23 protein-coding genes are annotated in these 19,309 nt (G+C 72.7%); 10 read left to right on the top strand and 13 right to left on the bottom strand.

The window, feature by feature from the left end; all coding sequences use genetic code 11:
• Window positions 1–16 precede the first annotated feature (16 nt).
• Window positions 17–244: a hypothetical protein gene (locus tag ACFY30_RS36900; RefSeq protein ID WP_390849518.1), complete on the top strand. Its 228-nt coding sequence runs from the start codon at window positions 17–19 to the stop codon at window positions 242–244.
• 108 nt (window positions 245–352) lie between these two features.
• On the opposite strand, the gene ACFY30_RS36895 is transcribed toward ACFY30_RS36900, so the two are convergent.
• The 4 genes from ACFY30_RS36895 to ACFY30_RS36880 form a co-directional block, all read right to left on the bottom strand.
• Window positions 353–1,381: an SDR family oxidoreductase gene (locus ACFY30_RS36895; protein ID WP_390849517.1), complete on the bottom strand. Its 1,029-nt coding sequence runs from the start codon at window positions 1,379–1,381 to the stop codon at window positions 353–355.
• Between the two features lie 69 nt (window positions 1,382–1,450).
• The gene (locus ACFY30_RS36890; protein WP_390849516.1) at window positions 1,451–2,422 is read right to left on the bottom strand and encodes an SDR family NAD(P)-dependent oxidoreductase; all 972 of its coding nucleotides are present in this window, start codon (window positions 2,420–2,422) and stop codon (window positions 1,451–1,453) included.
• Window positions 2,423–2,481: 59 nt separating this feature from the next.
• The gene (locus tag ACFY30_RS36885; protein ID WP_390849515.1) at window positions 2,482–3,138 is read right to left on the bottom strand and encodes an HAD family hydrolase; all 657 of its coding nucleotides are present in this window, start codon (window positions 3,136–3,138) and stop codon (window positions 2,482–2,484) included.
• Window positions 3,139–3,174: 36 nt separating this feature from the next.
• Window positions 3,175–4,215, bottom strand: a complete 1,041-nt coding sequence (locus tag ACFY30_RS36880) for a PHP domain-containing protein (RefSeq protein WP_390849514.1) — start codon at window positions 4,213–4,215, stop codon at window positions 3,175–3,177.
• A 215-nt stretch (window positions 4,216–4,430) separates the two neighbouring features.
• Between ACFY30_RS36880 and ACFY30_RS36875 the strand changes: the two genes are divergently transcribed.
• Complete coding sequence (locus tag ACFY30_RS36875; RefSeq protein ID WP_390656539.1) at window positions 4,431–4,667, top strand: hypothetical protein; 237 nt, start codon at window positions 4,431–4,433, stop codon at window positions 4,665–4,667.
• On the opposite strand, the gene ACFY30_RS36870 is transcribed toward ACFY30_RS36875, so the two are convergent.
• Together ACFY30_RS36870 and ACFY30_RS36865 are read right to left on the bottom strand one after the other, a co-directional pair.
• Window positions 4,664–5,281, bottom strand: coding sequence for a VanZ family protein (locus tag ACFY30_RS36870; RefSeq protein ID WP_390849513.1), 618 nt, complete (start codon window positions 5,279–5,281; stop codon window positions 4,664–4,666). The genes ACFY30_RS36875 and ACFY30_RS36870 overlap by 4 nt on opposite strands.
• Window positions 5,282–5,385: 104 nt before the next feature.
• The gene (locus ACFY30_RS36865; protein ID WP_390849512.1) at window positions 5,386–6,048 is read right to left on the bottom strand and encodes a DUF4230 domain-containing protein; all 663 of its coding nucleotides are present in this window, start codon (window positions 6,046–6,048) and stop codon (window positions 5,386–5,388) included.
• A gap of 521 nt (window positions 6,049–6,569) precedes the next feature.
• Between ACFY30_RS36865 and ACFY30_RS36860 the strand changes: the two genes are divergently transcribed.
• Both ACFY30_RS36860 and tuf read left to right on the top strand, forming a co-directional pair.
• Window positions 6,570–7,523 carry a ribose-phosphate diphosphokinase gene (locus ACFY30_RS36860; RefSeq protein WP_390849511.1) on the top strand — a complete coding sequence of 318 codons (954 nt, stop codon included), beginning with the start codon at window positions 6,570–6,572 and terminating at the stop codon, window positions 7,521–7,523.
• Window positions 7,524–7,579: 56 nt separating this feature from the next.
• Window positions 7,580–8,773 carry an elongation factor Tu gene (tuf, locus tag ACFY30_RS36855; protein ID WP_390849510.1) on the top strand — a complete coding sequence of 398 codons (1,194 nt, stop codon included), beginning with the start codon at window positions 7,580–7,582 and terminating at the stop codon, window positions 8,771–8,773.
• A gap of 26 nt (window positions 8,774–8,799) precedes the next feature.
• Here tuf and ACFY30_RS36850 read toward each other — a convergent pair whose 3' ends face one another.
• On the bottom strand, window positions 8,800–9,180 hold the full coding sequence (locus ACFY30_RS36850; protein ID WP_390656544.1) for an anti-sigma factor antagonist: 381 nt from the start codon (window positions 9,178–9,180) through the stop codon (window positions 8,800–8,802).
• A 192-nt stretch (window positions 9,181–9,372) separates the two neighbouring features.
• The gene (locus tag ACFY30_RS36845) at window positions 9,373–9,840 is read right to left on the bottom strand and encodes a MarR family winged helix-turn-helix transcriptional regulator (RefSeq protein WP_390656545.1); all 468 of its coding nucleotides are present in this window, start codon (window positions 9,838–9,840) and stop codon (window positions 9,373–9,375) included.
• A 103-nt stretch (window positions 9,841–9,943) separates the two neighbouring features.
• Between ACFY30_RS36845 and ACFY30_RS36840 the strand changes: the two genes are divergently transcribed.
• Window positions 9,944–11,398, top strand: a complete 1,455-nt coding sequence (locus ACFY30_RS36840) for an aldehyde dehydrogenase family protein (protein WP_390849509.1) — start codon at window positions 9,944–9,946, stop codon at window positions 11,396–11,398.
• Between the two features lie 66 nt (window positions 11,399–11,464).
• Window positions 11,465–12,571, top strand: a complete 1,107-nt coding sequence (locus tag ACFY30_RS36835; protein WP_390849508.1) for an NAD(P)-dependent alcohol dehydrogenase — start codon at window positions 11,465–11,467, stop codon at window positions 12,569–12,571.
• A gap of 50 nt (window positions 12,572–12,621) precedes the next feature.
• Here the strand turns inward: ACFY30_RS36835 and ACFY30_RS36830 are convergent, their stop codons facing one another.
• On the bottom strand, window positions 12,622–13,572 hold the full coding sequence (locus ACFY30_RS36830) for an NADP-dependent oxidoreductase (protein WP_390849507.1): 951 nt from the start codon (window positions 13,570–13,572) through the stop codon (window positions 12,622–12,624).
• Between the two features lie 71 nt (window positions 13,573–13,643).
• Between ACFY30_RS36830 and ACFY30_RS36825 the strand changes: the two genes are divergently transcribed.
• Both ACFY30_RS36825 and ACFY30_RS36820 read left to right on the top strand, forming a co-directional pair.
• Window positions 13,644–14,597, top strand: coding sequence for a GlxA family transcriptional regulator (locus ACFY30_RS36825; protein ID WP_390849506.1), 954 nt, complete (start codon window positions 13,644–13,646; stop codon window positions 14,595–14,597).
• A 71-nt stretch (window positions 14,598–14,668) separates the two neighbouring features.
• Window positions 14,669–15,520 carry a hypothetical protein gene (locus ACFY30_RS36820; RefSeq protein WP_390849505.1) on the top strand — a complete coding sequence of 284 codons (852 nt, stop codon included), beginning with the start codon at window positions 14,669–14,671 and terminating at the stop codon, window positions 15,518–15,520.
• A gap of 10 nt (window positions 15,521–15,530) precedes the next feature.
• Here ACFY30_RS36820 and ACFY30_RS36815 read toward each other — a convergent pair whose 3' ends face one another.
• Window positions 15,531–16,094, bottom strand: coding sequence for a TetR/AcrR family transcriptional regulator (locus tag ACFY30_RS36815; RefSeq protein WP_390849504.1), 564 nt, complete (start codon window positions 16,092–16,094; stop codon window positions 15,531–15,533).
• Window positions 16,091–16,453 carry a DUF1304 domain-containing protein gene (locus ACFY30_RS36810; RefSeq protein ID WP_390849503.1) on the bottom strand — a complete coding sequence of 121 codons (363 nt, stop codon included), beginning with the start codon at window positions 16,451–16,453 and terminating at the stop codon, window positions 16,091–16,093. Before ACFY30_RS36810 ends, ACFY30_RS36815 begins: the two co-directional genes overlap by 4 nt.
• A 148-nt stretch (window positions 16,454–16,601) precedes the next feature.
• On the opposite strand from ACFY30_RS36810, the gene ACFY30_RS36805 reads away from it, so the two are divergent.
• Both ACFY30_RS36805 and ACFY30_RS36800 read left to right on the top strand, forming a co-directional pair.
• Window positions 16,602–17,066: a pyridoxamine 5'-phosphate oxidase family protein gene (locus tag ACFY30_RS36805; RefSeq protein ID WP_390849502.1), complete on the top strand. Its 465-nt coding sequence runs from the start codon at window positions 16,602–16,604 to the stop codon at window positions 17,064–17,066.
• Window positions 17,067–17,130: 64 nt separating this feature from the next.
• Entirely contained in the window at window positions 17,131–17,523 is a 393-nt protein-coding gene (locus tag ACFY30_RS36800; RefSeq protein ID WP_390849501.1) for a VOC family protein, read from the top strand.
• Window positions 17,524–17,822: 299 nt separating this feature from the next.
• On the opposite strand, the gene ACFY30_RS36795 is transcribed toward ACFY30_RS36800, so the two are convergent.
• Window positions 17,823–18,119 (bottom strand): DUF4235 domain-containing protein, encoded by a 297-nt coding sequence (locus ACFY30_RS36795; RefSeq protein WP_390849500.1) that lies wholly within the window; start codon window positions 18,117–18,119, stop codon window positions 17,823–17,825.
• 81 nt (window positions 18,120–18,200) lie between these two features.
• A complete protein-coding gene (locus ACFY30_RS36790; protein WP_390849499.1) occupies window positions 18,201–19,220 on the bottom strand; it encodes a glutathione S-transferase family protein in 1,020 nt (339 codons plus the stop codon).
• Window positions 19,221–19,309 lie beyond the last annotated feature (89 nt).

Below are 19,309 nucleotides of genomic sequence, written 5' to 3'. Positions count from 1 at the left end.
CGGAAGGGAGCACTCCGTGGCCGACCACCGCGACGAGGGCCCCGGCGAGAACGGCACGCCGATCCCGCGGGACCTGCCGGACCAGCAGGCCGACACCGGCGAGGATCCCTGGGACGCGCCGCGACCCGAGGAGCCCGACGCCGACGTCCCCGACACCGACGAGGCGGGCACCGGCCGCCGGGGCGCCCCTCACTCGGCCGGCGCCCACCCCGATCAGCCGGTACCGGACGAGCCCTCGGCCTGAACCGACACCGCTTCTGCACACGCGTCCGTCGCCGGCCCGTACGAGACGGGCCGGCGACGGACGCGTGTGCAGGACGGCGGCGGCCTGCCGGACGGCCGTGAGCGGTGCTCAGCCCACCTTGCGCCCCCGCATCGGCGCCGTCGCCTCGCCGTCTCCGCCGCGCAGCCCCCGCAGGAACTCCCGCAGCACCTCCGTCGCCGTACGCTCCGGCCGCCAGCCGAGCTCGGTGCGCGCCCGCGTGCAGTCCATCAGAGGCAGCCGCAGGACCGCGTCGAAGAGGTGCGGCGAGGCCGGCAGCAGATGCAGTCCCCAGGCCGCCGCGATCGCCGAGCGGGCCGCCGTACGCGGCAGACGCACCGGACGGGCGTCGAACATCTCCCCCAGCAACTCGGCGTCCACGGCGGGCTCGGCCGCCAGGTTGAACGCGCCGCGCACCCCGGTGTGCAGGGCGAGCCGGTACGCCTCGGCCGCGTCGTCGGTGTGCAGGGCCTGGACGCGCAGGCCCGGGATGTCGGGCAGGAACGGCAGCAGGTCGGGCCGGGCGACGGGGCCGGGCAGGACCCTGCCGCCGAAGATCCGCCGCTGCTCGCTCGCCGACTCCCGCTTGAACAGGAACGCCGGCCGCATCCGGACCACCCGCACCGTCGGATGGTCCCGTTCGAAGATGTCCAGGGTCCGCTCCAGATAGGCCTTCTCCCGGCAGTACGCGGCGTCCGGCCAGCCGTGCGTCGGCCACGACTCGTCCACCGCGTGCTCCTTCGGACCCGGCGAGTACGCGCCCACCGACGAGGCGTGCACCAGCACGGGCACCTTCGCGGCGGCCACCGCCTCGAACACCCGGATGCTCCCCAGCACGTTGGTGCGCCAGGTCACCGCCGGATCGTGGGTCGGCTGGAACGCCCAGGCCAGGTGCACCACCGCGTCGGCGCCCTCGAACACCTCGGTCAGAGCGATGTCCTCGGACGCCAGGTCCACCGCGGTCCACTCGGTCTTCGGCGGCGCCCAGTCCGGGATCCGCCGGGCCAGGCCCCGCACCGAGGCGACCTCCGGGTCCTGCGACAGCAGGCGCACCACACTCGTTCCGACGTTGCCGGTGGCCCCCGTGACGACGACGTCGCTGCCCGTTGAGCTGGTCACCTTCGGCTCCTCTCGGCGGTCGGTGCTGCGGACCGACCGAGTACCCGCCCCACGGGCACCTGGCACGCCCTACGAGGCGAAGGCGTTCACACCCGTCAGCTCCGCCGACAGCTCCCACAGCCGGGCCGCCTGCCCGGGGTCCGTCGCCCACGCCTTCACCCCGACCCGCTCGCCGTCCTCGGGGGCGGGCTCGGCGATGTCGCAGTCCTCCAGATAGACGCCGCCCATGCCGTCCAGCTGCGGCGAGGTCGCCGCCCACACCTGGGTGGCCGCGCCCTGCTCCGGGGTCTTGAAGCCCGGCTGCGGGACCGGGTCGCCGTTCTCGTCGATCCACCCGTTCGCCACCATCTCCTCCCGGGGCAGGTGCCGCTGCAGAGGCGTGAGGATGCCTCCGGGGTGGAGGGAGAAGGCCCGTACGCCGCGGTCCCGGGCGAGTGCGTCGAGGTGGACGGCGAACAGCACGTTCGCCGTCTTCGCCTGGCCGTACGCCTGCCACTTGTCGTAGCCGGCGCGCCAGTGGACGTCGTCCCAGCGCACGCCGGAGAAGTGGTGGCCGCGCGAGGACACGCTCACGACGCGGGCCCCGCCGGGCTCGATCGCCGGCCACAGACGGTTGACGAGCGCGAAGTGCCCGAGGTGGTTGGTCGCGAACTGCGCCTCCCAGCCGGGGCCCACCCGCGTCTCCGGGCAGGCCATGATCCCGGCGTTGCCGATGACGAGGTCGACCGTGCGGTCCGAGGCGAGGAACCGGTCGGCGAAGGAGCGCACGCTCTCCAGGTCTCCGAGGTCCAGCTCGTCCACCTCGACGTTCTCGATGCCGCCGAGGTTCTCGCGGGCCGTCGCGGGGCGGCGCGCGGGGACGACGACACGGGCGCCGGCCTTGACGAGCGCACGGGTGGTCTCCAGCCCGAGGCCGGAGTAGCCGCCCGTGACGACCGCCAGCTTCCCGGTCAGGTCGATGCCCCGCAGGACGTCGTCGGCGGTGCTCGTGGCGTCGAAGCCCGAGCCGATCTTGTGCTGTGCGGTGTCGCTGTTGCTCATGCCCGAAACGCTACGGATTGGAGTGCTCTCGAAGTCAAGCGCCGGCCGGGACGCCCCCCTCACGCCAGCGGGCTCTCCTCCAGCGCCGCCAGCAGGCCGGCCGGATCGTCGTAGACCATCTCCGCACCCGCCTCCACCAGGTCGGCGCGCGGGATGCCGCCGCACAGGACGCCCACGCACCGCACCCCCGCCCGGCGGCCCGCCCGCATGTCCCACACCGTGTCGCCCACGAACACCGCCCGCCCGGCGGGCACCCCGGCCAGCTCCAAGGCGTGCTCCACCGGCTCCGGAGCGGGCTTGCCCTCGGCTACGTCGTCCGCGCTCGCCGTCGCGGTGATGGCCTCGTCGGCGTCGAGGGCGCGGCGCAGGGCCGAGAGCTCGGCCCCGCTCGCCGAGGTGGCGAGGACGACGGTCCAGCCGTCGCCGTGCAGACGCCTCAGCAGCGCGCCGGCGTCCGCCATCGGGGGCAGCCGGTCGAAGTACTGCCCGTACAGCGCCTTGTGGGCGGCGCTCAGTGCGGCGTCCGCGTCCTTGTCGCGGTCCTCGCCCAGCAGATGGGCGATCAGGTCGTCGGAGCCGAGTCCCACGGCCCGGTGCACCGCGTGCATCGGCACCCGGTGGCCCGCCTGCCGGAAGGCCTCCCACCAGGTGGTCACATGCAGGTGGTTGGTGTCGACGAGGGTGCCGTCGACGTCGAAGACGGCGGCGCGTTCCATAGGCGGTCCTTTCTCTCGCGGCGCCCGGGTACCACGTCAGGCACCCCCCACGCCCGCCGGGACACGCCCTTCCCCGGTCCATGCCAGCAGCCCGTCCACCGGCCAGGTGGTCACCACCCGTTCCGGCGGCACCCCGCACTCCTCCGCCCGCGCGCACCCGAGGATCTGCCAGTCCAGCTGGCCGGGCGCGTGCGCGTCGGTGTCGACCGAGAACAGCACGCCGGCCTCGACGGCCCGGCGCAGCAGCCGCCGGGGCGGGTCCAGCCGCTCGGGCCGGCTGTTGATCTCCACGGCCGTGCCCGACGCGGCGCACGCCGCGAACACCTCGTCCGCGTCGAACTCCGACTCGGGCCGTCCCTTGCCCGTCACCAGCCGTCCGGTGCAGTGCCCGAGGATGTCGGCGTGCGGGTCGCGCACCGCGGCCACCATGCGCCGGGTCATCGCGCGGGCCTCCATGCGCAGCTTGGAGTGCACGGAGACGACGACCACGTCGACCCGCTCCAGCAGCTCCGGCTCCTGGTCGAGGGAGCCGTCGTCGAGGATGTCGCACTCGATGCCGGTCAGCAGCCGGAACGGCGCCCAGGTCGCGTTCAGTTCCTCGACCACCTCCAGTTGCCGCCGCAGCCGCTCCGGCGACAGCCCGCGGGCCACCGTCAGACGCGGCGAGTGGTCCGTCAGGACGGCCCACTCGTGGCCCAGGGCGGCCGCCGCCCGGCCCATCTCCTCGATCGGGCTGCCGCCGTCCGACCAGTCGGAGTGCAGATGGCAGTCGCCGCGCAGCAGCGCCCGCAGGCGCCCCCCGGCCCCGTCGGTGAGCGGCCGCCCCACCTCGCTCTCCAGTTTCCGCAGGTAGGACGGCGTCTCCCCGGCGAGCGCCTCGCGCACCACCTGGGCGGTCCTGGGGCCCACACCTTTCAGCGACTCCAGCGTCCCGGCCTCGGCGCGCCGGGCCGTCTCGCCCTCGGGCAGCCGCGCCAGCACCCGGGCCGCCGTACGGAACGCCTTCACCCGGTACGTGGGCGCCAGGGACCGCTCCAGCAGGAAGGCGATCCGGTCCAGGGCCTCCACGGGATCCATCGTCACCTCCTGGCTCCAGAGTTCCCCAGGCCGGTGCGTCCCGCACGACGGGCGGCACGGTTTCGTCCCACGCACACCCGGGTACGGCGGATCCCCGTCCCGCCTTCCCGAGGAGCCCGGTCCTGCCCGCCCCCGCCGCGCCCGGCCCCCGGGTGGTCCGTCGCCGTGAGACTCCGGCGATTCGTACCGGCCGGTTGCGATTTACGCTCTATTACATGACCGAAGTCGCGAGCCCCTACATCTCCCATCCGCGGATCATGGTGCTCGGTGTGCAGCCGGGAAAGCCACCGTTCCGGATCGTTGAAATCGACGGCGAAGTGGTCGGTGAGGCGCATGCCGTCACCGACGTCCTGGAGACGGCCGCCGCCTTCGGCATCACCGTCCACGACCTCGACGATCCCGACGTGGTGCGCTGGGTCGGCGGCGACCGGTACACCTGGAAGCCGCGCTAGCGGCGCCGGGGAGCGTGCACCGCGCGGCTCACCCGGCGTCCGAGCAGCAGGTATCCGATCAGGGCGCCCGTCGTGTTGAGGATGACGTCGTCGATGTCGAAGGCGCGCCCGGTCACCAGCGCCCCCTGCGCGAACTCCACCAGCAGCATCACGGACGCGGTCAGCAGCACCACCCGCAGCACCCCGCGCGCCTGCGGTGCGAGCACCGGCACCAGCAGGCCGAACGGCACCCCGAGCAGCAGGTTCCCGCCGATCTGCTTGACCGCGTCACGCAGCTCCGGCTGGTCCAGATAGGCCCGCAGCGAGCGGCCCGGACGCAGGTTCGAGTGCACGAGGGCCTCGGAGGCGGGCGACGGCTCCAGCGTCAGCCGCGCCAGCACCACGGCGAACCCCACCATGAAGGCGAACGCGCACAGCATCGCCAGGAAGCGCAGGACGAAAGGCAGCGGCCGGCGGCCGGGTGACGCCGGTTCGTTCTTCCCGCTCCGCTTCCCAGGTGCCCTCCCCGACTTCCTCGCGGGCTTCTTCTCCGCTGCGGCCGGACCGGGTGGCTCCTCTCCCTTCGTGAAGCGCAGGCGGAACCCGGTGAGCGGACGTGAGGCTGAGCGGGCCACGCGGTCCTCCAGTCTTCAACTTACCTTCGACGTAAGCCGGTTACCCGCGTACGGCGGGAGGATGCGGCCGGGAGCGCACCCTGCCGGGCGCGCTCGGCGGCTGGTCAGGCTCCGTAGGTGACGGTGACCTCCTTGAAGCCGAGGGAGTGCAGCAGCCCCTCCAGCATGTCGGTGGTGTTGGTCTCGGCGCGCGCGGTCAGCTCGCTGTCCTTCGCGGCCTCGCCGATGTGCTTCACGGCGAGCTTCTGCACGGCCTGCTCACCGTTGGGGTTGTCCGAGAAGAGGTCGCCGAGGCGGTCGAGGAGACCGCGCTGCTTGGAGACCGCGTAGGAGCGGTCGGGGTCGAGTGCCGGCGTGCCGAGCCGCGCGTGCGGCAGCCGGAGCGTGGCGGACGTACGGTCCTCGTCGACCGTCACGTCCTTGTCGCCGACCTTGCCGAGGTCGACATAGGCGTCCACGGTGCCGGCCCCCACGTACAGGGTGCGGGTGCCGCGGATCGCGTCCGGGAGGTACTTGGCGTCCTTCTCCAGGTCCACGACGACCTGGAAGTTGCCGGAGGCGGCGTCGTAACGGCTCATGTCCTGGATGGACTTGAGCAGGGCGGGGCCCGAACGGTCCTTGGTCTCGGTGCCGAAGAAGTCACGCAGTCCCGGCAGCAGACTGAGCCGGATCCCGGCGAACATCACGACGAGCACGACCACGACCGAGATGAGCACCTTGGCCCAGCCGGGTATCCGCTTCGGCAGGCTCTTGACGGGAGTCGTCATGGCGACGGCCCTCCTTCCTGTCTGACTGGATTCCCGCCAATGCCCGGGCCAGACCGCGCTGTTGACGTCTTGTGACAGTCCGGCGCGGCCTGCGGGCGCCCCGGCCCGTCAGGAGCGGCCCGGCCCGGCCCGCCCGGCCCGGCCCACCAGGCCCGCCCCGCCCGGCCCGGCCCACCAGGCCCGCCCGGCCCACCAGGCCCGCCCGGCCCGGCCCGGCCCGCCCGCCAGGCGCGCCCGCCAGGCGCGCCCGCCCGGCCGACCCGGCCCCGCCGGCCGCGCCCGCCGCCCCGCCCGGGGCGCGACGCGAGGGCCGGCGGGCCCGGCTCACCCATGCGCAGCAACGCCGGACCGGCGAACCGGGGGGCGGTCCCCGTCCGGCCCCCGGGGCGCTGCCACCGGCGGGCGGTGACCGGTTTCACGCCGTCCCGACGCCGTCGAGGCCGGATCGCCGCGGGTGGGCAGGACAGGCGTGGTCCGTAGCATGAGAACCCCGCCCGGACATGGTCAGCGAGGAGCCGATCGTGCGAGACATCTCCGTGTTCAGCGGCAGTGCCCATCCCGAGCTGGCCGCCGAGGTCTGTGCCCACCTCGGGGTCCCTCTGAGTCCCACCCGAGTCAGCAGGTTCGCCAACGACTGCCTGGAGGTGCAGCTGCAGGCCAACTGCCGGGAACGGGACGTCTTCCTGGTCCAGCCCCTGGTCCGGCCCGTGCAGGAGCACCTGGTCGAGTTGCTGATGATGTGCGACGCGGCCCGCGGGGCGTCCGCGGGCCGGATCACCGTCGTCATGCCGCACTATTCCTACGCCCGCTCCGACAAGAAGGACGCGCCCCGCATCTCCCTGGGCGGGCGCCTGGTCGCCGACCTGATGGAGGCGGCCGGCGTCCACCGCGTCCTCGCCATGACCCTGCACTCACCGCAGGTCCACGGGTTCTTCTCGATGCCCGTCGACCATCTGCACGCCCTGCGTGAGCTGGCCGCCCACTTCCGCCGCTACGACCTCACCTCCACCACCGTCGTCTCGCCCGACCTCGGCAACGCCAAGGAGGCCGCCGCCTTCGCCCGCATGATCGGCGCCCAGGTGGCGGCCGGCGCCAAACAGCGCTTCGCCGACGACCGGGTGACCATCAGCTCGGTCATCGGCGAGGTCACCGGGCGGGACGTCATCGTCCTCGACGACGAGATCGCCAAGGGCAGTACCGTCCTCGAACTCCTCGACCGGCTGCGGGAGCTGGAGCCGCGCTCGATACGGGTGGCGTGCACGCACGGGCTGTTCGCGGCGGGCGCCCTGAAGCGGCTCAGCGAGCAGCCCGACGTCCTGGAGATCGTCTGCACCAACACCGTGCCGGTGCCCGCCGAGGAGCACACCCACAAGCTGCGGATCCTGTCCATCGCGCCCGCCCTGGCGGAGGCCGTGCGCCGGATTCACAACGGTGAGTCCGTCAGCGCCCTGTTCGACGCGGCCCGCAGCGAATAGACAGGAAGGAGTGGAAACGCGCATGTCGTCACCCATGTGACCAGGGAGGGCCCGCAGTGGCGAAGGCGAAGTTCGAGCGGACGAAACCACACGTCAACATCGGCACCATCGGGCACATCGACCACGGCAAGACGACCCTCACGGCAGCCATCACCAAGGTGCTGCACGACAGGTTCCCCCAGCTGAATCCCTTCACCCCGTTCGACCAGATCGACAAGGCCCCCGAGGAGCGGCAGCGCGGCATCACGATCTCCATCGCCCATGTGGAGTACCAGACGGAGCGCCGGCACTACGCCCACGTGGACTGCCCCGGCCACGCCGACTACATCAAGAACATGATCACCGGCGCGGCGCAGATGGACGGCGCGATCCTGGTCGTCGCCGGCACGGACGGCCCGATGCCGCAGACCAAGGAGCATGTGCTGCTGGCCCGGCAGGTGGGTGTGCCGTACATCGTCGTCGCCCTCAACAAGACGGACATGGTGGACGACGAGGAGATCCTGGAACTGGTCGAGCTGGAGGTCCGTGAGCTGCTCAGCGAGTACGAGTTCCCCGGCGACGAGGTGCCGGTGGTACGGGTCTCCGCGCTCCGGGCGCTGGAGGGCGACCCGCGGTGGACGCAGTCGGTGCTGGACCTGCTGGACGCGGTGGACGAGGCGGTGCCGGAGCCGCAGCGGGACGTGGACCGGCCGTTCCTGATGCCGATCGAGGACGTCTTCACCATCACCGGGCGCGGAACCGTCGTCACCGGCCGGATCGAGCGCGGCACGCTCCGGGTCAACAGCGAGGTGGAGATCGTCGGCATCCACCGGCAGAAGACGAAGACCACGGTCACGGGCGTGGAGATGTTCCGCAAGCTCCTCGACGAGGGCCGGGCCGGGGAGAACGTGGGCCTGCTGCTGCGCGGGATCAAGCGGGAAGAGGTGGAGCGCGGCCAGGTGGTGATCAAGCCGGGCTCGGTCACCCCGCACACGCGGTTCGAGGCGAGGGCGTACATCCTGTCCAAGGACGAGGGCGGCCGGCACACGCCGTTCTTCCAGAACTACCGCCCCCAGTTCTACTTCCGCACCACGGACGTGACGGGCGTGGTGACCCTGCCGGAGGGCACCGAGATGGTCATGCCGGGCGACAACACCACCATGCTCGTGGAGCTGATCCAGCCGATCGCGATGGAGGAGGGGCTGAAGTTCGCCATCCGCGAGGGCGGGCGGACGGTCGGGGCCGGGCAGGTCACGAAGATCGTCGAGTAGCGCCGCTGCGGAGGGGAGCGGCGCGGTCATAACGAGCCGGACGTGGCCTCGGGCTGTCCCAGGGCCGCGTCCAGCGTCGTCGAGGGCGGCAGCAGCTTGTGGAGTCCGGTGGCCCGCAGGATGCGCAGGGTCAGCGGGTGCGTGCAGACCAGGTGGAGGTGGCCGCCCTGGCCGAGCACCCGGCCCCGGGCCCGGTACAGCAGGCGCAGCCCGGAGCAGTCGAAGAACTCGATCCGCGACAGGTCGAGGACGACCCGTGGCGCGGGTCCGGTGGTCGCCTCGTCGAGCCGTGGGCCGATCTCCGTCGCCGCGACGATGTCGATCTCGCCGCGGAACTCCAGCACCGTGTATCCCCGCTCCTGCCGGACACGCAGATGCGGGGTGTCCGCGGCGGGTTCCTGCTGCACGACGACATCGCCTCCAACCCGCTCCACCGGTCGGGAGCCTCCAACGGCGGGGGAGCGCGCAGCAGTTCCCCGCCCCAGCAAGGTACCCCCGATGGAGTGAATTTCAGCATGTTCGATTGACATATGTCTTCGAATTGCGGGCGTGTCTCGATCGAGTTTTTTCGCGTCGTGAGCGAAGGGGTGCGAGACAGGTTACGACAGGGCGTGCCACGCCTTGGAGAGGGCCGCGCGGAACTGCTCCGTCTGGTGCGCCGTGAGCTCCCGCACCATCCGCTCCTCCAGCTCCCGCACCGGCCCCGCGCACTGCTCCAGCAGCGTGCGCCCCTCCTCGGTGAGCAGGATCAGCAGCTCGCGCCGGTTGCGAGGATTGCGCTCCCGGCGGATCAGTCCGCGGTTCTCCAGGGAGCGCACCAGATCGGCGATGGACTGGGCGGTCACGAAGGAGTCCCGGGCCAGCTGGGCGGCGGACAGCCCGTCGTGCCGCTCCAGGACGGTGAGCGCCGTGTACTGCAGGGCGGTGATTCCGGACGGCTTGACGAGTTCGTCCAGCCGGGATCGCACGACGAGCTCCACCTGCTTCACCATGTAGAGCAGGGACGGGGGTGCCTTGTGCGGCGGACGCGCGGGTGCCGCTGCCTGGGTCGTCTGGGTGCCGGCCATGAGTCGAGCGTAGACCATTGACAGGAAACCTGTCCGTAAAGAGACTGCGGACCAACAGGAATCCTGTTGGTTGAAATCTTGGCGACGATGCTGAGGAGTGGCGATGACCACCTTCGAGACCGACCCCGGTCGGCTGTTCATCGGGGGACAGTGGCGCGAGGCCGCGGACGGAGCGCGGACCGAGGTGGTCGACCCCTCCCGGGGCGCGGTCGTCACCACCGTCGCGGAGGCGGGCGCCGCCGACGTGGACGCCGCGGTACGGGCCGCCCGTGAGGCCTTCGACTCCGGCAGGTGGTCCGGGCTCAGCGGCCGCGAGCGCGGCCGCGTCCTGCTGCGCGTGGCGCAGCTGATCCGCGAGGAGGCCGACGAGATCGCCCGCCTGGAGAGCCTGGACGTCGGCAAGCCGATCACCCTGGCCCACGCGGTCGACGTCACCAACGCCGCCAACGACTACGAGTACTACGCCACGCTCGCCTTCTCCCTGGAGGGCGGCAACCGCGACACCCCCATGAACGCCCTCGCCTACACCAGGCGCGGGCCGATCGGTGTCGTCGCCGCCATCACCCCGTTCAACTTCCCGCTGATCCTGGCCGGTTCGAAGATCGCCCCGGCCCTCGCCACCGGCAACACGGTCGTGCACAAGCCGGCCGACGAGACCCCGCTGAGCGCCCTGTACATGGCGGGCCTGCTCCAGCGGGCCGGTGTCCCCGACGGTGTCGTCAACGTCGTGACCGGCAGCGGCCCGGTCGCCGGTGAGGCCCTGCTGCGCCACCCCGGCGTCGACAAGATCGCCTTCACCGGCTCCACCGCGATCGGCCGGCACGCCGCGAGCATCGCCGGCGAGAACCTCAAGCCGGTCACCATGGAGCTCGGCGGCAACGCGGCCCACATCGTCTTCGAGGACGCCGACCTGGAGAAGGCCGTCGGCGCGGTCATCAAGGGCTTCGTCTTCAACACCGGCCAGTTCTGCATGGGCGGCCCCCGCCTGCTGGTCGCCCGGCCGGTCTACGGCACCCTGCTGAACATCCTCGGCGAGGCCGTCCCCGGCGTCCCCGTCGGCGACCCCCGGGCGGTGGAGACCGTCGTCGGCCCGATGGCGGGGGAGAAGCACCTGCGCAAGGTCGAGGAGTACGTCGACCTCGCCCGCAAGGAGGGCGGCCGCATCGTCTGCGGCGGTGAGCGGCTCGACCTCGACGGCGGCTACTACTACAAGCCCACGGTCATCGCCGACCTGCCCAACGACTCCCGGGTCGTCCAGGAGGAGATCTTCGGCCCGGTCCTCACCGTGCAGCCCTTCGACTCCGAGGACGAGGCCGTCGCCCTCGCCAACTCCACGCCGTACGGCCTGGCCTCGGGCGTCCAGACCGGCAACCTCGCGCGCGCCCACCGCGTCGCCGACCGCCTCCAGGCCGGCATCGTCTGGGTCAACGACTGGGCGATGCTCGACCCGGCCGTCCCCTTCGGCGGGGTGAAGGACTCCGGATTCGGCCGCGAGTACGGCCCCGAGGCGCTCGCCTCCTACACCAAGGTCAAGTCCGTCGTCGTCTCGCTCGACTGAACGCGCCCGCACCGTCGCCCGCACCACTGCGCACAACGCGCCCGCGGAACCCAGGGAGTTCAACCGATGTCCATCACCACACGCGCCGCCGTCGTCGAGTCCGCCGGAGCGCCCTTCACCCTCTCCGAGGTCGTCCTCGACGAGCCCGGCCCGCACGAGGCGGTCGTCCGGCTGGTGGCGGCCGGCCTGTGCCACACCGACCTCGGCGTGGCGAGCGGCGGACTGCCCTTCCCGCTGCCCGGCGTCCTCGGCCACGAGGGCGCGGGCGTCGTGGAGGCGGTCGGCCCGAACGTCACCGGCGTGGCCCCCGGCGACCATGTCGTGCTGTCCTTCACCTCCTGCGGCGAGTGCCGCAACTGCCACGGCGGCCACCCCGCCTACTGCGCCGCCTGGCTGCCGCTGAACCTCCTCGGCGGCCGCCGCGCGGACGGCACCAGCACCCTCAGTCGCGACGGCGAACCCCTCGGCGGCCACTTCTTCGGGCAGTCCTCCTTCGCCGAGCGTGCCCTGGTCGACGAGCGCAGCCTGGTCAAGGTCGACCCCGACGTGCCGCTGGCGTCGATCGCCCCGCTGGGCTGCGGTGTGCAGACGGGTGTCGGCGCCGTATGGAACGTGCTGAAGCCCACGACCGGTGGCACGGTCGTCGTCCTGGGTGCCGGAGCCGTCGGCCTGTCGGCGGTCATGGCCGCCGCCCTCACCCCGGCCACCACGATCATCGCCGTCGACCGCGTCACCGAACGCCTGGCACTGGCACGGGAGTTGGGCGCCACCCACACCGTCGACGCCGGACAGGCCGCGCTCGGCGAGGCCATCGCCGAGATCACCGGAGGCCGGGGCGCCGACGGCATCGTGGAGACCACGGGCAGCACGGCCGTCCTGCGTCAGGGCGTGGACGCGCTCGCCGCCCGCGGCACGCTGGTCGTGGTGGGCGCCCCGCCGTTCGGCAGCGAAGTCGCCCTGGACGTCAACGGGTTGCTCGGCGGCAAGCAGGTCGTCGGTCTCACCCTCGGCGACAGCGAGACGCAGACCTTCATCCCGGCCCTGGTCGAGCTGGTCAAGAAGGGGCGGCTCCCGCTGGACCGCCTGATCGGCACCTATGCCTTCGAGGACATCGGCCAGGCGGTCCAGGACATGACCTCGGGCAAGACCATCAAGCCGGTCCTGACCTTCTGACGAGCGGTCAGTACTCCCTGACGGCCGATCAGTACGGTTCCGGTGGAGGGTCAGTCCACCGTCAGGACCAGCTTGCCGGTGGTCCGGCCGGTGTCGCCGAGCCTGTGCGCCTCGGCGGCATCGGCCAGCGGGAACGTCCCCGCGATCGTGGCGCGCAGCCTGCCCGCCCCGGCCAGCCCGGCGATCGCCCGCATCCCGGCCCGGTCGGCGTCCACCAGCATCCGCACCGCCCGCACCCCCTGCCGCTCGGCCTCCTCGTGGAACTGCCGCGTCCCCACCGGCAGGATCGACACCACGATCCCGCCCGGCCGCACCACGCTCAGCGAGCGCACCGAGGTCTCCCCGCCCAGGGTGTCCAGGACGACGTCGACGTCCTTCACGGCCTCGGTGAAGTCGGTCTCCCGGTAGTCGATCACCTCGTCGGCGCCCAGTCCGCGCAGGAAGTCGTGCTTGCCCGCGCTGGCCGTCCCGATCACGTACGCGCCGCGCTCCTTGGCGAGATGCACGGCCACATGCCCCACGCCCCCGGCGGCCGCGTGGATCAGCACCCGTTGGCCCGCCTCGAGCGCGGCGGTCTCCACCAGCGCCTGCCAGGCGGTCAGCGAGACCAGGGGCAGCGCGCCCGCCTGGACGTGGTCGAGGGCGGCGGGCTTGTGCCACAGGGCACGGACCGGGGCGACGACGTACTCGGCGTGGGAGCCGTGGCCGAACGGGTACGGCAGCATGCCGAAGACCTCGTCGCCGGGCACGAAGGCGGCGACGCCGATCCCGACGGCCTCGACGGTGCCGGAGACGTCCCAGCCCAGCACGAAGGGCGGCTCGCCCAGGAACCCGCCGGTCGCGCGGTGCTTCCAGTCGGTCGGGTTGACGCCGGCGGCGCGCACCCGGACCAGCACCTCGTTCGGACGCGGCGCGGGCCGCTCCACCTCCACTTCCCTCAGTACCTCGGGGCCGCCGAGGACGTCCTGGCGGATGACACGCATCGTGTTCACAGTGCTCATGGAGAACCAGCGTGCCGGGCCCGGCCCCACCGGGAAATGGCATGATTGCCAACCTTCGATAGAATCGTGCCATGCCCCCGGGACACCAGCACCGCGTCGTCGTCCTCGCCCTCGACGGCGTCTACCCCTTCGAACTCGGCATCCCGAGCCGCATCCTCGGCGCCGCCGACGGCCACTACGAGGTGCTCACCTGCACGCTCGACGGCGCCCCGGTGCGGACGAACGCAGACTTCACCATCGGCGTCGAACACGGCCCCGAGGTGCTGGAGACCGCCGACACGGTCGTGATCGCGCCCGTGGCGCCCGAGCGGGTGACGGACCATCTGCCCGAGGGGGTGGCCGAGGCCCTGGCCAGGATCCGCCCCGACGCCCGGATCGTCTCCATCTGCACGGCCGCCTTCGTCCTCGCCGCCGCCGGGCTGCTCGACGGCCGCCGGGCCACCACCCACTGGCACGTGGCGGAGAGGTTCCGCCGGATGTACCCCCAGGTCGATCTCGACCCGGACGTCCTCTTCGTGGACGACGGCCGGGTGCTGACCTCGGCCGGCGCCGCCTCCGGCGTCGACGTCTGCCTGCACCTCGTCCGCAAGGACCACGGCAGCGAACTGGCCAACAGGGTGGCCCGCCGCTGTGTGGTCCCCCCGTTCCGCGACGGAGGCCAGGCGCAGTACATCGAACAGCCGGTGCCCGAGGCCGGCGCGGCCGGCACGGCGGCCACCCGGGCCTGGGCCCTGGAGCGCCTGGGCGAACCCCTCACCCTCGCCGACCTCGCCGCGCACGCCCGGATGAGCCTGCGCACCTTCGCCCGCCGCTTCCACGACGAGGTCGGCCTCAGCCCCGGCCGCTGGCTGATCCAGCAGCGTGTGGTGCACGCCCGGCATCTGCTGGAGGCCAGTGACCTGTCCGTGGACCAGATCGCCGGCCGTGTCGGCTTCGCCACCGGCGCCTCGCTGCGCCAGCACCTGCGCGCGGCGATCGGGGTCTCCCCGCAGACGTACCGCAGGACGTTCCAGGAGGCTCGCTGACGGTACGCCGAACGTTCCGGGCCGCCACGGCGTCGAAGTGGCGCGGGAACGATCGTGAATGGGGGGCGGACATGCGCAGAGGGCTCGTCGCGGTGACGGCCGCACTGGCGACTGTCGTGGGATGCGGCGCCGCGGACGACGGGGACCTGATCGTCGACTACGGGCCCGCGGCGACGCCGTACAGCGGTCCGCTCCACCTCGCGACCGAGGAGGTGGACGAGGACACCCCGGAGGCCGTGCTGCTCGCCTCGGGCGCCGCGGGCCGGGCGCTGGAGTGCGACGGTGAGATCTCCTGGGGCGGCGGGCCCGACGGCTGGGGGAGGGGCGACGGCGGCGAGACGCCGGAAGACGGGCTGAGGCTCTACTTCCACATGTTCGAGCCGGGAGGCCCGCGCTCGAAGTTCCGCGTGGAACGCGAGGAGACCGACCGCGTCCTGTACTCGTACGACGTCGACGGCCGGACGAAGGTGGCGGTCGTGGTCGCCAAGGACCAGGAGGACAGGCCGGGTTGGGGCCCGGAGACCTACGCCTCCTGCGACCCCGCCGAACTCCCGGCGAGCGTCACCGACTCCGGCGACGAGGAGATCTGGACCGACCGGGACGGACGGCGGGTCCCGACCACGACCTTGAGCAGCTACGCCGGCGCGGAGCACTGCGACTGGCAGACGGCGCACTTCCTGGGGATGGGCCGGGGCGAGGACCACCGGCAGTACGTCCGCGACCCCGACGGCGTGCTCCCGGGCGAGCTCCTCACCGCGCCGTACGACGGCGACGTCCGCATGCCCGCCGGTGCGCACGACACCGGATACCGCTACCGGGACCGGCAGTTGTGGCTGACGGACGAGCGCACGACGGCCTACGTCCGCACGCCCGACGGCGTGGAGGCCTGGCCGCTGGCGAAGGACATGGTGGCCTGCGCGTGAGGGCCGCCGGTCAGCGGCTGGCGTGCAGCGCGACCAGCAACTGCCAGACCTGGTCGGCGATCTCGGAGGGCGTGCCGGCCAGGTCGCCGTGCAGCCAGTCGGCCAGCACGCCCGCGAAGGTCGCGGCGACGGCGGAGGCGACCAGGGGGGCGTCCGCCGCGCCGGCCCGCTCGCGCTCGCGCAGGCTGTACGCCCGCAGGTCGCGGTGCAGCACCCGGCCGAGCGGGCCGCCGCCACCCGGGGCCAGCAGGGTGCGGTAGAGCCGGGCGTGCGGGGCCAGCGAGGCGAAGAACCCCGCGAGCGCGGCGGGCGCCCGCACCGGGTCCGGCCGCCCCTGCCAGGCATGCAGCGCCTCCACCGCCTCGCGCACGACGTCGGCGCAGGCGTCGACGGCGAGGGCCTCCAGGTCGGGATAGTGCACGTAGAAGGTGGCCCGCCCGACACCGGCCCGCCGCACCAGCGCGGCCACGCCGACCTCCTCCAGCGGCCGCTCGGCACACTCCGCCAGCAGCGCGGCCCGCAGCCGCGCCCGGGTGCGGGCCGCCCGCGGATCCCCGGGCTCGGCGCGGCTCACTGCGCGATCAGGACGGCGGCCAGGGCGAGCGCACCCGGGAGGGCCTGCGCCACCAGGATCCGCCGGTTGGCGGTGACGGCGCCGTACACCCCCGCGACGATCACACACGACAGGAAGAACACCTGCGCCCGGAACCCGGTCGGATCACCCGCCACCAGCCCCCACACCAGCCCCGCCGCCAGGAACCCGTTGTAGAGCCCCTGGTTGGCGGCCATCGGGGCGGTCCGCTTCGCCAGCTCCGCGTCGAAGCCGTGGAAGCCCATCCCCGGCTTCTTCTGCCACAGGAACATCTCCATCACCAGGATGTACCCGTGCAACGCGGCTACCAGCCCGACCAGCACGTTCGCCAATATCGCCATGATCTCCCTCAACTTCCTGGACAGGTGTCCACTATAGTGGGACACCTGTCCAGGAAGTCCAGTCCCGTGCCGCGGCGGACCCCGGCAGACGCGCGCCGCCTTCGTCGGCACCGGGTGCGGGCGGGGCGGTGGCGGCGACACTGGAGGCATGACCCGAGCAGCGGCACGCACCGCCGAGCAGCGCAAGCACGACACGATTCACCGGCTGGAGCACGACGTCGACGTATGGGTCGCCACGGCCTCCGGGGACGGTGAGGTGCCCCACCTGGCCCCGCTCTCCTTCGTCTGGGACGGCGCCGTCCTGCTGACCGCCACCGCGGCCACCACCCCGACCGGCCGCGGCCTTCGGGACCACGGGGTCGCACGCCTCGCCGTCGGCCCGGCCGACGACACGGTCATGATCGAGGGCACCGCCGTGGCCGTCTCGCCGGCCGACCTGCCCGAAGAGGACGCCGAGATCTTCGCGGGCAAGACCGGCTTCGACCCCCGTGAACTCGCCGCGCCCCACCTGTACTTCCGCATCCATCCGCGGCGGATCCAGGCCTGGCGGGCGCGCGAGGAGGCCGAGGCGACCGACGTGATGCGGGACGGGGAGTGGCTGCTGGCCGACTGAAACCGGGGTATCCGCAAGGTCCGGGGCGGGAGCGGCCCGCCACGGACCTCGTGGAGGAGAAGACATGGCACTGGTGAAAGCGGGCGTCGTGGTGCTCGACTGCGCCGAGCCCGAGAAGCTCGCCGAGTTCTACAAGGGGCTCCTGGAGGCCGAGGAGACCGACGTGACCGCCAACCGTGTCGAGATCAGGAGCGCCGACGGCACCCGTCTGGCCTTCCGGCGCGACGCCAACGCCACCCCGCCGAGCTGGCCCCGCCCCGAGAACTCCCTCCAGGCCCACCTCGACTTCCTCGTCGACGACCTCGACGAGGCGGAACGCAGGGTCGTGGGCCTGGGCGGCAGGCCCGTGGACACGAAGGGCGCCGTCGGCCCCCACGAGGAACGCGGCTACGCCGACCCCGCGGGCCACTCCTTCACCCTCCGCCGCACCCCGTCCACGGCGCCGAAGCAGGGGTGACTGGCCGGGGGTCCAGGGGGCGTGCCCCCACCGGAAGGCTCTGCGAAGCGCACCGGGGAGGCCTCAAGGACCTGCCTGATGAGGGTTCAAGAGAGGGCTTCCAGGGAGCGCCCCCGGCGGGGCCGAAGAGAGGGCCCCCAGGGAGTGCCCCCGGGAGGCCCCGGGGGCGTGTCTCGGTGAGCGGCCTGAGCGAGGGCCCCCAGGGAGTGTCGCCGGGAGGCCCCGGGGGCGTGCCTCGGGGAGTGGCCCAAGCGAGGGGCCCCGGAGGGTCCAAGGAAGGGCCCCCCCGGGGAGGAGCCTCAGTCGCGGCCCCCCTTCTCCTTCGCCGGCCACACCCCCGTAGACCGTTCGATGGCCTTCGCGCCCGTGCGGTCGGCGGCGCTGCGGGCCGCGGCGAAGATCGCGCCCTGGAGCGCCGCGGCCAGCACGACCTCGGTCCAGCCGCGATCGCGGTCCAGGGCGTCGGGCGCGTTGTCCTCGTGCCGGATGGCCTTCCACGCCTTGCGGAAGGCGAGCCCGGCCAGCGCGCCGCTCGCCCAGCCGAAGATGAAGCCGACGGGCTGGTAGACGAGAGGGAGCTTCCTTTTCTTGGCCACGGGGTTCTCCTTGAGATGTGTCCGTTCGGCCGCCGAGGGATGTCCAGGGGGCCGCACCGAATGATGAGGACCGGGGTGGGATCAGGGCCGCCCCTGCGGCGGGACCTCCTCGCCCGCGGGCACCGGCCCCGGCGGCGTGCCGTCCCCGAACGGCCGGCCGCCCAGCCGCTCGCGGTCGTGCGGGGTGAGCCAGCCGGCCAGGTCAGGTCCCACGGGGACGATCCTCGTCGGATTGATGCCGTCGTGCACCTGGTAGTAGTGCCGTTTGATGTGGTCGAAGTCGACGGTGTCACCGAAACCGGGCGTCTGGTAGAGATCGCGGGCGTACGCCCACAGCACCTGGTTCTCCGTCAGCTTCCAGCGGTTGCACTTGAAGTGGCCGTGGTAGACGGCGTCGAAACGGACCAGCGTGGTGAACAGCCGGATGTCGGCCTCGGTGATCGTGTCGCCGACCAGATAGCGCTGCCGTGCGAGCCGTGGCGTCAGCAGTTCCAGCCGCCGGAAGACGGCCGCGCAGGCCTCCTCGTACTCCTCCTGCTCACTGGCGAACCCGGCCCGGTACACCCCGTTGTTCACGTCCGTGTACACCTCGGCCATCACCGTGTCGATCTCGTCGCGCAACTCCTCCGGGTAGAGGTCGGGCGCCCCGGGACGGTGCAGGGCCCGCCATTCGGTGGCCAGGTCGAGGGTGATCCGCTGGTAGTCGTTCGTCACCAGCTTGCCGCTGGGCACGTCCACGATCGCCGGCACGCTGACCCCGCCCGGATAACCGGTCTCCCGCCTGTCGTAGGCCTCGCTGAGGTGGCGGATGCCGAGGACCGGGTCGCGGTCGTCCGGGTCGAGGGTGAAACGCCAGCTGCGGTCGTCCTGGATCGGATCGGCGATCGCCATCGACAGCGCGTCCTCGAGACCGAGCAGCCGCCGGGAGATCACCGCCCGGCTCGCCCAGGGGCAGGCACGGCTGACCACCAGACGGTAGCGGCCCGCCTCCACCGGCCAGCCGTCCCGGCCGTCGGCGGTGACGCGGTCCGCGAAGTGGCTCTTGGACCGCCGGAACCGCCGGTGCCCGTAGGCGCTGTTGCCGTCGCCCCCGCCGCTCATGGATCCTCCTGGTTCTCGCGGGTTCTCGCCGGAAGGGGGGCCCGCGCGCGCCGGCGCGCGCCCCGTTCTGCTGAACGCGTTCCCCGTTT

Source organism: Streptomyces sp. NPDC000345 (genome assembly GCF_042898825.1).
In the GTDB taxonomy this organism is placed as follows: Bacteria; Actinomycetota; Actinomycetes; order Streptomycetales; family Streptomycetaceae; genus Streptomyces.
Note: the sequence above shows the minus strand (reverse complement) of the source record. Positions and strands in the feature narration are given on the sequence as shown.

Bases quoted from the DNA above. Each gene is read 5' to 3' on its own strand.
- ACFY30_RS36890 (WP_390849516.1), bottom strand. From the start codon at position 2,422: ATGAGCAACAGCGACACCGCACAGCACAAGATCGGCTCGGGCTTCGAC.
- ACFY30_RS36820 (WP_390849505.1), top strand. From the start codon at position 14,669: ATGCGCAGAGGGCTCGTCGCGGTGACGGCCGCACTGGCGACTGTCGTG.
- ACFY30_RS36825 (WP_390849506.1), top strand. From the start codon at position 13,644: ATGCCCCCGGGACACCAGCACCGCGTCGTCGTCCTCGCCCTCGACGGC.
- ACFY30_RS36790 (WP_390849499.1), bottom strand. From the start codon at position 19,220: ATGAGCGGCGGGGGCGACGGCAACAGCGCCTACGGGCACCGGCGGTTC.
- ACFY30_RS36880 (WP_390849514.1), bottom strand. From the start codon at position 4,215: ATGGATCCCGTGGAGGCCCTGGACCGGATCGCCTTCCTGCTGGAGCGG.
- ACFY30_RS36865 (WP_390849512.1), bottom strand. From the start codon at position 6,048: ATGACGACTCCCGTCAAGAGCCTGCCGAAGCGGATACCCGGCTGGGCC.
- ACFY30_RS36810 (WP_390849503.1), bottom strand. From the start codon at position 16,453: ATGGCGATATTGGCGAACGTGCTGGTCGGGCTGGTAGCCGCGTTGCAC.
- ACFY30_RS36805 (WP_390849502.1), top strand. From the start codon at position 16,602: ATGACCCGAGCAGCGGCACGCACCGCCGAGCAGCGCAAGCACGACACG.
- ACFY30_RS36835 (WP_390849508.1), top strand. From the start codon at position 11,465: ATGTCCATCACCACACGCGCCGCCGTCGTCGAGTCCGCCGGAGCGCCC.
- ACFY30_RS36845 (WP_390656545.1), bottom strand. From the start codon at position 9,840: ATGGCCGGCACCCAGACGACCCAGGCAGCGGCACCCGCGCGTCCGCCG.
- ACFY30_RS36830 (WP_390849507.1), bottom strand. From the start codon at position 13,572: ATGAGCACTGTGAACACGATGCGTGTCATCCGCCAGGACGTCCTCGGC.
- ACFY30_RS36840 (WP_390849509.1), top strand. From the start codon at position 9,944: ATGACCACCTTCGAGACCGACCCCGGTCGGCTGTTCATCGGGGGACAG.
- ACFY30_RS36875 (WP_390656539.1), top strand. From the start codon at position 4,431: ATGACCGAAGTCGCGAGCCCCTACATCTCCCATCCGCGGATCATGGTG.
- ACFY30_RS36800 (WP_390849501.1), top strand. From the start codon at position 17,131: ATGGCACTGGTGAAAGCGGGCGTCGTGGTGCTCGACTGCGCCGAGCCC.
- ACFY30_RS36885 (WP_390849515.1), bottom strand. From the start codon at position 3,138: ATGGAACGCGCCGCCGTCTTCGACGTCGACGGCACCCTCGTCGACACC.